Annotated in this window: 7 protein-coding genes; 4 read left to right on the forward strand and 3 right to left on the reverse strand. The window is 61.1% G+C overall.

Annotation, left to right across the window (positions count from 1 at the left end; translation table 11 throughout):
- Window position 1: 1 nt before the first annotated feature.
- From K8U03_10085 to K8U03_10095, 3 genes are all read right to left on the reverse strand, one after another.
- Window positions 2–1,912: a hypothetical protein gene (locus K8U03_10085; GenBank protein MCE9605236.1), complete on the reverse strand. Its 1,911-nt coding sequence runs from the start codon at window positions 1,910–1,912 to the stop codon at window positions 2–4.
- A gap of 205 nt (window positions 1,913–2,117) precedes the next feature.
- Window positions 2,118–4,313: a caspase family protein gene (locus tag K8U03_10090; GenBank protein ID MCE9605237.1), complete on the reverse strand. Its 2,196-nt coding sequence runs from the start codon at window positions 4,311–4,313 to the stop codon at window positions 2,118–2,120.
- A 69-nt stretch (window positions 4,314–4,382) separates the two neighbouring features.
- On the reverse strand, window positions 4,383–5,324 hold the full coding sequence (locus K8U03_10095) for a LysR family transcriptional regulator (protein ID MCE9605238.1): 942 nt from the start codon (window positions 5,322–5,324) through the stop codon (window positions 4,383–4,385).
- A gap of 404 nt (window positions 5,325–5,728) precedes the next feature.
- Here K8U03_10095 and K8U03_10100 point away from each other — a divergent pair, with 404 nt between their 5' ends.
- From K8U03_10100 to K8U03_10115, 4 genes are read left to right on the forward strand one after another with little or no spacing between them, the layout of a single operon-like run.
- On the forward strand, window positions 5,729–7,981 hold the full coding sequence (locus K8U03_10100) for a PSD1 and planctomycete cytochrome C domain-containing protein (protein ID MCE9605239.1): 2,253 nt from the start codon (window positions 5,729–5,731) through the stop codon (window positions 7,979–7,981).
- Between the two features lie 59 nt (window positions 7,982–8,040).
- The gene (locus K8U03_10105; protein MCE9605240.1) at window positions 8,041–9,381 is read left to right on the forward strand and encodes a DUF1501 domain-containing protein; all 1,341 of its coding nucleotides are present in this window, start codon (window positions 8,041–8,043) and stop codon (window positions 9,379–9,381) included.
- Window positions 9,382–9,426: 45 nt separating this feature from the next.
- Window positions 9,427–10,761 (forward strand): aspartate aminotransferase family protein, encoded by a 1,335-nt coding sequence (locus tag K8U03_10110; protein ID MCE9605241.1) that lies wholly within the window; start codon window positions 9,427–9,429, stop codon window positions 10,759–10,761.
- A gap of 18 nt (window positions 10,762–10,779) precedes the next feature.
- Window positions 10,780–12,285, forward strand: coding sequence for a M81 family metallopeptidase (locus K8U03_10115; protein ID MCE9605242.1), 1,506 nt, complete (start codon window positions 10,780–10,782; stop codon window positions 12,283–12,285).
- The last annotated feature ends 112 nt before the right edge of the window (window positions 12,286–12,397 follow it).

Here is a 12,397-nt window from a genome sequence, read left to right on the forward strand (position 1 = left end):
ATCAATCCTGGGCAAGATTCGGAGCGACCGAAGTTTCGGTAACGCGACGGGAACCGGTGGTGAGCCACCCTTCGGATATTCGCAACATCCCGAGCGTCAAGCGAGTCTTGAAACTCGAATTTTGAAACCGTGGCAATGGTTCGTAAACCGCGGGAAGAAAATGGAGGAGTGCCTTATTCCAGCCCGCATCTTTAGAAAAGTCTTCCGCATCGCGAACGAGCCGCATGCCGCCGGCGTCGGCCACGGCGCGATAGCGGACCTTCACGACGCGCGGCGCCTTCCAATTCACTTCGCGACCTAAAGCGTAGCCTTGTAGACGAAGCGTCAGTTCGACGGCCTGATCGTGAAACCGCACGGCTAACGGTTCGTCCGCTGCAAAGAGCAAGATCGCCGGCGAACGAAGCGACTCGAAAGCCTCGAAGTCTTTACTGAAGAAGTGGAAGTCCTCCTTCAACAAACTATGAAAAGTCGCTTCATCGAGAAACTTGCCGTTCAGCCGAGTCCCCCAATTATTGACGGCCGACTCATGCGCCCAATGCCGCACGTCGAACTCGGCAGCGGTATCCTCCGGCGGCGGGCTCAAGGCTCCCAGCGAATCGCCGTCGGCATAGAGCGCCGACCAAACGATGCCGTCGCTTGCGCTGCGGATCGTCAAGCGGGGCTTGTCGCCGTCGCTCGGGAAAAACTCGGAACCGAGCGCGCCGAATCGGCCGTTGATACGATACGCAATATCGAACCCTTCTTCGGACACGCGCTCGCGCACTTGCTCTTCCACCTTGCGCGCGATCACGGGATCTTGCTCCGCGAGCTTACACTCGACGATCGGGCGTGCGATGCGCGACACGATCCGCCCGACGACGGGGATCCGCGTGCAAACCTGAATCCAATTCAGCGAAGTGCAACTCCTATCGCGCACGGTCGGCCCCGGCGATTCGACGGTCGCCGGATTCAAATAGATCGGCTGCGACGACTTCAGCCGTTGCGTACTGTCGGCACTCAGAGTCAGTTTTTTCTTGTGGCCCGTCAAGGCAAAGCGGCCGACCGAGGCGACATCGACGCGCAATTCCCCCTGCGTCGGATTCGGCACCACCTCAACCGTCGCCTCGGCGACCGCCGTGCCGCGCACATGAATCCGCATGCCGCCGGCCGTGGTCTGGAGATCGACGGGAATCTGAAACTGGCGTCGCGCCTGATCTTCGATGTAGGAGTCGCTCAGATGCGTTCGATAATTAAACGACGAGTACGAGCCTCGATACTCCGCAAGCAGATCATCGAAACGGCGCAGCGATGCGAGTTCGCGAAAGGCGTGACGCACCGCTTCTTCATCGCGGGCCTCCAATGCCAGCGTCTTACGATGAGCCGCGCGCGTCAGCACGGCGATGTTTTTCTTCACGCGGTCCATGGCGTCGGGCGTCGCGCTCGCCATGCCGGCCCAGGCCCCGAGTTGGTACATCAACGTGCGCCGAGCCGGTTCCAACGCCGTGGGCCCTGCCGCCGTCAGAGATTTCGCAGTCGCACGAACCGCGGCCACGTCGGGCTTCGGATTCGCGAGTTGCTCGCCGAGTTGATTCAAGAGCCATGTCTTGCGCCAGATTTCGCCGTCGGGCAGATCGGCGGTTTGCGTTTGAAGCGCGAGCAACGTCGCCGCCGCTTGTAGTTGCGATTGCCGTATGGTTTCGGCGGAGAAGGGGCCGAGCCGGCCCTTCATTTGCTTTGCCCAGTCGTCGTCCGACACCTCCGGTTCGACCGATGAAGTGGCGATCTCCGCCGGCTGCCGCAAGCTTTCGCTTGCCGGCAAGTCGCCGTAGATGGTGAGTGCGAGCAACAATGCAGAACCATAAGCAACGCGTCGACCAAGGCGGTTGTCGAACACGCGTCGTAAGTCGCGCCACGGCGTACTAAAGATAGACATGAGGATTTACGGATGGGAATGAAGTGAGACGTGCGGTCTGGATCCATCCGAAGACACGACGCAAGAACGGCACGTCGGCGATTCCGCCACGGCTGATACGCGCGTCGCGCAGGCGATTGTAATCGGCTTAATTTGAGGGTGCAAAGCATTTCTCGACGCCGGAAATTTTGCCGCGCATCGATTACTCGCGCTTTCCGCCCGCGGCTTACGGCTGTCGAGGCGACTTAAAAACTTCGATCGGAATTCGTCGCACGGCGAACGTCGGCGGACGATCTTTGCGGCTCGCTGCTCGCGCCCCACCGAGCGCTGCGGCAAGCAATTCATCGAGCGGCGAACGAGCCCCGCCGCGCATAGTTCGCAAGTCGGCGGGCGTAAGACCGGGCTGTTCCAGAAACGCGAAGTGCGCCGAGATCGGCGGCGCATGCAAAACCGCGAACACCAAAACATCTTCCCAACCGATCGTGCCGTCGTTGATCTTTATGACGACCTCGTGCGACTTGCGAGGCTCGATCGTGTTGTACGTTCCCGCTTGTGCCGCGCGGAGCGTTGGGTACTGGTTTTGAATCTTGCACCGGCTGTCGATATACACGACCGTCGCGTCGAGCGGAGCAAGGCCCGTGTTCTGCAAGCGGAGTCGGAGTAAATCGCCGTTCGTAAATCGGGCATCGGCAACATCGTCGACTGCCGTCCAATCGCCCCCACCGACGCTTGCGCGTTCGACTTGGATCTTCAAGCCGAACGGTGATTTCCCCTCACGCGCGTCTGGTTGCGGAGCGTTATCGGCGAGCCGCAACAAGTTCCGCACGAGCGCAATCTGGCGCAGATCGCGAGCAAGCGCCGCCGACAACTCATCGTCGAGAGGATAGGGCCCGAACGATTCTTGCGTCATCGCTGCCGATGGCTCTTCGTCAGGGCCGCGCCGTCGGAGCGCCATGGCGTTCTCGCCTACCAGCAACGTAACATCTTCGACTTCGTCCATTGCCGCCGGCCGAACGATCGAATCTTTCCGTCTTGAAGTTTCGACGATGAATTCCTGCACTTGAGCGAACGATTGCGACGGCTTGGAGTCCGGCTTTTCTCGCAGTTGTCGTACGCGCACCGAAACGCGCAGTTGCCCGTAGTCGACTTCGACGACTTCGCAACGGCTCGGCGACTCGAACTTCTCGGCAGGCAACGTCGCACTCCCTTCGAAGGTAGTCGGCTCTACGATCGCGCTGAACGGAGTGGCGCTCGTCACGCGCACGAATCCCGTCTCTGCATTCGTCCCGAAGACTTTCAAGACGCTGCCGATCGTCAACCCGTGCGCGAGGCCTTGATCGACCATGAGCGTGCCGTCGACGGAACGAGTCAGCATCAGTGCCGAGCGAGCATGCCATTCGCGCTTGTTCAGCACTTCGCGATCAACCGACGACGCCTCGAGCAAAGGCCCGGGAAACCAATTCCAGCATCGATACTGCCACGTAATCTGCTGCGCCAATTCGCGATAGGTAAGCGGCCTTTCCGCACGGAGCAGCACTTGATTCAGTGCATAGCTCAACCTTCCGTAACGAGGATCGTTGCGACCGTTGCGGGGCGGCGGCATCGGATGCTCTCGCTCCAATGCCTGCGGCGGCACCGCATAGAGCGCCGCGAGTCCTCCGACCGTCGTCGGCATCGTAAGACTCGCCACACTCGAAGCGCCTTCGGGCTTCGACTCCGACCGATCCGCTCGCTGCTGGGCATGCAACGCCGCATCTTGCAGGACCTTCGTCGGCGTCAAAACGTCCGCGGGCACGAACCGAAACGTTTCGTTCGATTCGCTCTCTTCCGAGCTGCGCGACATGGTGCCCGAATGACAAGCATCGGCGATAAAGAAGACGAACGCTCCGCGCTCGCGAAGCGCCGTAAGCCAGCGCTCGATTTCATCGTCGCTAATTCCGGCCACACGAGCTTCCGGCGAAGCTTGCGAACGGACGTCTTCCGGCAAGAAAACTTCATCGAGACCATCGGCTTCATCGCCACCGCTCGCTTCGTCGGGCTGCTGGCTTCCGTGACCGGAAAACAAGATCAAGATCTCGTCGCCTGCCCGTGCTTCGGCAATGAGTCGCTCCATCGCCTTGACGATGTTCGCACGCAAGGGTCGGCCTTCGAGAGCATTCACATGCACCAGACGAACGATGTCGGCCTCGCCGAACTGAAATCGTTCACGCAGCAAGCGATCGAATAATTCCACATCGTTCGCCGGCCCTTGGAGCGCGAATTTCGGCCCCAGCGTCGGATACTCGGTGCAACCGACAAGCAGCGCTCGCCGGCGGCCTTGCGTTTGCTCGGGCTTCGTATGCAATCCAGCTTCTTGCGCCGATGCCGCGCACATCCATCCGAAACAGAAGCATGCAACGACGAGGCGGAGATGAGAGTTCATGACACGATCGAGCCCGAAAGAATCGAATCGCGAATCATCGTCATTGTAAAGAACACGAGCCGGCCGGAGCTAGCTTTGAATTTGATTCTGCAAACGAACCTGAGCCGCAAACGCTCGCGCGGCGTCTTCATGCACCGAGCCGTTTCGGAAGACGAAACGGACAAGTCCGCGGCCGAAGTATCGACTCATCGACCGTTCGTGCAACAGCGACTTGCCGCCGCCCGGCCTGAGGCCGTAGACCAGGGCAATTCCTAAGTTTTGTTCGACGTAACGACGCACCGTACCGGCGAGGAACGGTTCGACACGCGGTGTCGGCCCGTCGAAGACCCGATTCCGATCGAGCATCGCAGCCAGTTCGGGCTGATCGGAAAGCGTATAACGCGAAGAGAGCAGGGGATACTTCCTAAGATCGGCGGGCGTTACGCGACTGCGCCGCGCCAGCGGATGGCTCTTGGCGGTGAGCAGCAGCGTCTCTAATTCATAAGCGGTCTCGAAGCTCACGCCGATCGGAGCCGCATCGGGAACGGCGCGTGTCGTTAGGCCGATGTCGGCCGCGCCCGACTCGACCGAAGGCACGACTTGATCGTCGCGCAGTTCTAAGAACACTAAGTTCAAGTTCGGATTATCTTCGAGCAGCGCCGAAACGGCCGCCGGCAAATCTTCTTGAATCACGCGCGGCGGGCCACTGACAGTGAGTCGGATCTTCGCTTGCTTGCGCGCCGACTCGAAGCGCGGCTTTAACGTCGCGGCACCCGAGACGAGCGGCGTAACCATCTCCGCTAACAGCCGCCCCTCGGTCGTAAGACGGCAGCCTCGGCCGTGCGTTTCGATCAGCTTCAAGCGGAATTCACGTTGCAACGCCAAGACCTGCTCGCGCACCGTCGGGTGAGTGAGCCCGAGCGACTTCGCCGCGGCGAAATAACTCCCTAGCCGGGCCGTTTCGCTGAAACTGCGGAGTTGTTGCAGCGTGAGTTCTTTATAGGGGCGGCTTCGCAACGGGGGACGTGGCACGGCTTTCCGTCCTATGTGTTGGCTTGGCCTACATAGCATGAAGATAAATCGTTATTCATACTACACTTGCTAAATAGCCTCCGGCCACTGCAAACTGGTAGATATCCCGCCCCAACGACCGTCTCAACTCCGCGACCGGTTCTGATCCGCGAGTTCCTTCCTGTCCACTCGACCAGCTTATGCTCCTCGCCGCACCCTTCAAGTCGCCGACTCCGAGCCAACGCTCGCTGGCGACGCTTCGGAACGGAACGTGGGCAGTACGAATTTGCATCGCGTTCTCGGTTGCGATTGCCCATGTCCCGGCTTTCGCAGCCGAGATAAACCCAGGGGCAACAGGCCAAGCAGCAACAAGCCCAGCGACCTCAGGGCAGGGGATCGAATTCTACGAACGCAAGATTCGTCCTTTGTTGACCGAGCATTGCTACGCATGCCATTCGCGTGGCGTGAAGAAACAGGAAGCCGGCCTTTCGCTCGACACACGCGCAGGCATTTTGGCCGGAGGCGACAACGGCCCGATCATCAAGACCGACAAGCCGGAGGAAAGTCCGCTACTCGAAGCCGTCCGCTACGACGGCGACACCCAAATGCCTCCCGACGGCAAGCTCGAGCCGAAAGAGATCGCACTCCTAGAAGAATGGGTTCGTCGCGGCGCGCCCCTTCCGGCCGACGGCTCGGCAACCGTAACGAAGCAAGGGATCGACTTCGCAGCCGGACGAAAGTTCTGGTCGTTCCAACCGCTTCGTAAAACAGCACCTCCGCAACTGCGAGATGCAAGCAGAGCGCGAGGCCCGATCGATGTGTTCATGCTCGGCGCCTTAGAGCAGCGCGGCCTGGAGCCGACTGCGCAGGCCGATGCGCGAACGCTTATCCGCCGCGCCACATTCGATCTCGTCGGCCTACCGCCGACGCCGGAAGAGACGGAGCAGTTCGTTCAGGAAACGGCGCGCGAACCGGCCGACGCAAAATCGCCGTCCGCTTACGACAAATTGATCGATCGACTTCTCGCCTCGCCGCACTACGGCGAACGCTGGGGCCGCTACTGGCTCGATCTCTCACGCTATGCCGACGCCAACAAAACATCGCTCGAAGTGCGCGATCGCGCGTGGCTCTATCGCGATTGGATCGTCGGCGCGTTGAATCGCGACGTTCCGTACGATGAGTTCGTCGTTCGACAACTTGCCGGCGATCAACTTCCGGGCAACCAACCGGCCGATCTCGCAGCGCTCGGTTTCTTGGGGGTGAGTCCCGAGTATTTCAAAGAATTGAAACTTTCGCCGACCGTGATCAAGTCGATCGTCGCCGACGAATGGGAAGAGCGGATCGATGCCTTAGGTCGAACCTTTCTCGGGCTCTCCGTGGCCTGCGCGCGATGCCACGATCATAAATTCGATCCGATCGGTGCCGACGACTATTATGCGCTGGCCGGAATATTGGCGAGTACGCGGCTGATGGATCGCTGGATCGTGCCCGACGCCGAAGCGGTTGTCGTGCAAAAAGCGCGCGAAGAAGTGCTGAAGCTCGAAGCACAAATCAAACCGCTTAAAGCGATGAAGATGCCATCCGTCGAGGATAAGGCGAAGATCGCCGAATTGGAAAGCCGCATCAAGGAAATCGAACGCGGTACGCCGCGCTACGATTCGGCAATGGCGCATGTCGTCGACGATGCGGCACTCTTCGTCGAACCGAACGGACCGGACAACACCAAACTCGTTTACAAGCCGAACGAGGCGATCGATCTGCCGCTTCAGATCCGCGGCAATCCGATGAAGCCGGGGCATGTCGTTCCGCGACGTTTTCTGACGGTGCTTTCCTCCGAGACGCCGCAGCCGTTTCGACGAGGCAGCGGGCGACTCGATCTCGCGCAAGCGATCGTCGGACAAGCGGCACCGCTCTCGGGCCGCGTGATCGTGAATCGGGTTTGGGCGCATCATTTCGGTCGTGGGCTCGTCGACACCTTGAGCGATTTCGGCACTCAAGGCGAACGTCCATCGCATCCCGAATTGCTCGACGATCTCACGCTACGCTTCATCGAAAACGGCTGGTCGCTCAAGTGGCTGCATCGTGAGATCATGAAGTCGGCCGCTTACCGACAAGCTTCGACCTACGATCCGAAAAAGTTCGCCGCCGATCCCGACAACCGGCTACTGTGGCGCATGAATCGGCAACGCCTCGACATCGAAGCGTGGCGCGACTCCGTCTTGGCTTCATGCGGCAATCTCGATCGGACGCTCGGCGGGCCATCGGTCGCGCTCACCTCGCTCGACAATCATCGGCGTACGATGTACGGCAAGATCGATCGCTCCGACGTAGACGACATGCTGCGGTTATTCGACTTTCCCGACACCGGCTCGCATGCGCCAAGCCGCATCCCGACGACGACGGCCTTGCAGCAGCTGTTCGTGCTGAATAGCCCATTCATCGTGAGCCAAGCGGCGACGCTCGCGAAGCGGCTGGCCGCGGAATCGCCTCAAGATGCACCGGCGATCGTGCGCCGCGCTTACCGCTTGCTGTTCGCACGCCTACCGAGCGACAATGAGCTTCGCTTGGGCATCGATTTTCTCACGACCGGAGATTCCGGAAAGAAGCTTTCGCCGGAGACGGTGCAAGAGTACGCGCAAGCGCTGTTGGGAAGCAATGAATTTTCGTTCGTCGATTAGTTCGCAGGACACTCGCCATGAACCCGCTACCGAAACCTGAAGCACTTTCCCGACGCCGCATGATCGGCCGTCTCGGCGGCGGCTTGGGCGCGATCGGGCTCGGCTCCTTGCTTGCCGAAAGTTCGGCCGAAGCTGCGACGACGCCTAAGCTGCACTTCGCTCCGCGCGCCAAGCGCGTGATCCATCTCTTTATGAACGGCGGACCGTATCAAGGAGACTTCTTCGACCCGAAGCCGATGCTGAAGAAATTCGCCGGCCAGCGTCCGAAAGAAGTCGATCTGCGCACGGAGCGCGCCACCGCCGGACTCTTAGCGTCGCCGTTCGGGTTTACGCGGCGAGGTCGAAGCGGAGTGCCTGTGAGCGAGTTGCTGCCGCACATCGGCTCATGCATCGACGACATTTGCGTCATCCGATCGCTCCACTCCGACAATCCGAATCACGGGCCCGCGCTCTATCAGATGAACAACGGCACGATCACGCCGAAGCGTCCGAGCATGGGTTCGTGGACGCTCTACGGCCTCGGCACCGAGAACCAAAACCTGCCGGGCTACGTGGTGCTATGCCCCGGCCGACCGGTCCGCTTCGCCGAGCTTTGGAACAGCGCGTTCCTGCCGGCCGAGTTTCAAGGAACTTACGTCGACCACTCGAATCTCGATCCTCAGAAGATGATCCCGTATTTGAAGAACGGGGCTGCGCATCCGGAAGACCAGCGACGGCAACTCGACCTCATGCAGGCTCTCAATCGCGAGCATCTCGAAGAACGCGGCGCCGACGACATGCTCGACACGCGCATCAAAGCTTTGGAGTCGGCATTTCGGATGCAAACGGAAGCGGCCGAAGCGTTTGACTTGAATCGCGAAACGGCGATCACCCGCGCCGCTTACGGCGCAGGGCCGTTCGCCGACGCGTGCTTGCTCTCGCGCCGCCTGGCGGAGCGGGGCGTTCGCTTCACGCAAATTTATTACGGCAACGGGCAACCATGGGACACGCACAACAAGCACTATGACTCGGTCCGAGGCCTTGCGCGGTCGATCGATCAACCGATCGCGGCGCTCCTGACCGATCTCAAGCAGCGCGGCCTGCTCGACGACACGCTCGTCGTTTGGGGCGGCGAGTTCGGCCGGACGCCGACTTCGGAAAACGGCGACGGTCGCGATCACAATCATTACGGCTTCACGATGTGGATGGCCGGCGGCGGCGTGCGCGGCGGCATGACCTACGGCGAGACCGACGACTTCGGCTTCCGCGCCGTCCACGACAAAGTACACGTCCACGATCTGCACGCCACGATGCTGTATCTGCTCGGCTTCGATCACGAGAAGTTGACCTATCGCTATTCAGGCCGCGATTTCCGACTCACCGACGTGCATGGCCGCATCGTCAAAGAAATCGTCGCCTAATCCATTGAAGACAAACCAACGTAACCCTTGAAGGAAATGAATTCGATGTCGAAAGTTACGGAACTTTACGAGCGCGCAAGTCGCTCGCTTGCCGGCGGCGTCTCCTCTTCGACGCGCGTCAATCGCGCGCTCGGTCATCCGTTGTACTTTCAGCGCGCCGACGGCTGCCGACTTTGGGATCTCGACGGCAACGACTACATCGACCTCTGCTGCAGCCACGGCGCAACGCTCATCGGTCACGGCGACGCACGAATTCGCGCCGCGGTCGAGCGTGTGTTGGCGACCGGCGCCGCTTGCTCCTACGAAAACGAACTCCAAACCGAATTGGCGGAACTCGTTTGCTCGATGGTTCCGGCCTGCGAGCGGGTGCGCTTCGTCGGTTCCGGCACCGAAGCGACGATGCACACGATCCGCTTGGCTCGTGCTTACACCGGTAAGCCGAAGCTGCTGAAGATCGAAGGAAACTTCCACGGCTACCACGACCAAGTCATGTTCTCGATCGGCACGCCCGCAGATAAGCTCGGCTCCGAGACCGCGCCGACGTTGTGGCCCGGTTCGACCGGCATCGCGCCGGGCATGGCGGAGAACTTGATTCTGGTTCCGTACAACCGGCCCGACCTGCTGATCGAAGCATTGCGCAAGCATGCCCACGAGATCGCCGCCGTAATCTGCGAACCGATCTACTTCAACGCCGGTTGCATTCGTCCGTCGGCGGAGTTCTTGGCCGCCTTGCGCGACGAACCGCGTCGCCACGGCGTTCTGCTGATCTTCGACGAAGTGTTGTCGGCGTTCCGCATGGGCCCCGGCGGCGCGCAAGAATATCTCGGCGTAACGCCCGACTTATGCACGCTCGGTAAGGCGGTCGGCGGCGGGCACCCGCTGAGCGTGTTCGGCGGGAAGCGCGAGATCATGGAACGGCTCATGCCGACCGGCGATTGCCAACATAGCGGCACCTACAACGGCCATCCGATGTCGGTCGCCGCGGCCATCACGGCCCTGAACATCTACCGCTCGCCCGGCTTCTACGACCACATTCGCGCCGTCGGCACGAAGCTCTTCGCAGGGCTGAATGCCGCCTTCCGACGTCACGGCGTGCCGGGCCGTGTCGAAGGCTTAGGAGCTCGGTTCGGCGTCTATTTCGGCGACGTCGGCGATTTGGAAAACTACCGCGCCGCCGTCCGTCACGATAAGCCGATGATGCTCCGCTTCATCAAGGCGGCGATCGAGCATGGCGTGTACTTCCACGATTACGGCGGCGCTCCCTGCCATCACGGGTTCTGCTCCGCAATGACTTTGGCCGATGTCGATCTCGTGCTCGAACGAATCGACCGTGCGATCGCATCGCTCGTCGGTGAGCCTTTTGCAGCCACGGCAAGGTAGCGATCCAGGAGCCTCGCGATGCGCATCGGCATTCTGCAGTTGTGGCAAGAATCGAATACGTTCAATCCGATGTCGACGACCCGGAGCGACTTCGAAGCGTTCGGCGTCATGCGCGGTGCTCAGCTCGTCGAGCAACTCGCCGAAACGAACGAGCCGGGAGGCTTCATCCAATCGCTCCGCGCTTGGCCGGAGCGGCCGGAGATCGTCGGGCTCGTTCGTCTGCCGGCGTGGCCAAGCGGACGGGCGACGGCGGAAACGTTCGATTGGATCCTCGCCGAGATTGGTTCGGCGCTCGATAAAGCAGGCCCGCTCGACGGAGTCTTGTTCGCGTTGCACGGCGCGCTCGTCGCCGACGGACACCCGGACGTCGAAGGAGAAGTGTTAGAGGAAGTGCGACGTCGCATCGGACCGCAGACGCCGCTCGTCGCAACGTATGATTTACATGCCAATCTCACGGATCGCATGGTTCGCAACGTCGAGGCGCTGGTCGGCTTCCATACCGCACCGCATATCGACGTCGTCGAGACGGGCAAGCGCGGGGCAGCGGTTCTGCGGAAGATCATGATCGACGGCGCTCGCCCCACGACGACGTTCATCAAGATTCCGATGGTCGTGCCCGCCGAGCGGGCGAATACGCAAGACTCGGCCAGCGTCAGCTTCGCCTTTCGTCAACGGCTTCAAGCCCTCGAAGCGCGTCCGGAGATACTGACGGCAAGCCTCGCGACCGTGCAGCCATGGCTCGACATTCCGGAACTCGGAACGGCCGTCCTGGTCACGACCACCGGCGATCACCAACTCGCCGAACGAGAAGCCGCCGCCCTGGCGAACGACGTTTGGGCTGCTCGTCGCGATTACCTACCGACGCTCGTCTCCGTTGCGGAAGGGGTGCGTGAAGCACATGCCTGCACCACAGGGCTCGTCGTCTTGAGCGATGCCGCCGACGCGACCACTTCCGGTGCTCCCGGCGATTCGACTTGGTGTTTGAAGGAGTTGCTCAAGCGCGACTGGCCAAACGGTGGAGCGCTAGTGACGTTCGTCGCTCCGGAAGTCGTCGAGCGCGCCGCAGCGCTCGGTATCGAAACCACGCTTAAGACATCGATCGGCGGCCGGCGCGATTCGCATTTCAGCACACCGGTCGAGATCACGGCGGTCGTCGAACGAGTTTTCGCGGCGAAGTTCGTGCTTAGCGGACATCTCGGAGTCAACTTGCCGATCGACATGGGGCGGGCCGTGGTGCTGCGCGTCGGCGACGTTCGGCTCGTAGTCACGGAACGGAGCGGGCCTCACTTCGCACCCGAGTTGTTTCGCGCCGCGGGCCTGGATCCCTTCGCGGCGCGCGTGCTGATCGCGAAGAGTCCGTGCGGATTTCGGGCCGTCTACGCTGCGCGAGCGGCGAAAATCTTCAGCTTGCAAGCTCCCGGCTGCGCGCCGGCCGATTTTCAGAATTATCCCTATACGCAACGCCCGGCCCCCCTTTGGCCCTGGGAAGAGTTTGAATGGCGCGCTCCCGAACCCCTCGGATAGGCGTCGCTCGGTTCGGCTTTAACATCGCGGCGGTTTCGACTTCCATTGCGGATCGGAAGCTGCCGATGTTTAATGGGGATTAGCCCTCCCGCACTCCCCGCCTTCCGACTGC

It is taken from the genome of Planctomycetia bacterium, from assembly GCA_021413845.1.
Lineage (GTDB): Bacteria > Planctomycetota > Planctomycetia > Pirellulales > PNKZ01 > PNKZ01.

Bases quoted from the DNA above. Each gene is read 5' to 3' on its own strand.
- K8U03_10085 (MCE9605236.1), bottom strand. From the start codon at position 1,912: ATGTCTATCTTTAGTACGCCGTGGCGCGACTTACGACGCGTGTTCGAC.
- K8U03_10090 (MCE9605237.1), bottom strand. From the start codon at position 4,313: ATGAACTCTCATCTCCGCCTCGTCGTTGCATGCTTCTGTTTCGGATGG.
- K8U03_10105 (MCE9605240.1), top strand. From the start codon at position 8,041: ATGATCGGCCGTCTCGGCGGCGGCTTGGGCGCGATCGGGCTCGGCTCC.
- K8U03_10110 (MCE9605241.1), top strand. From the start codon at position 9,427: ATGTCGAAAGTTACGGAACTTTACGAGCGCGCAAGTCGCTCGCTTGCC.
- K8U03_10115 (MCE9605242.1), top strand. From the start codon at position 10,780: ATGCGCATCGGCATTCTGCAGTTGTGGCAAGAATCGAATACGTTCAAT.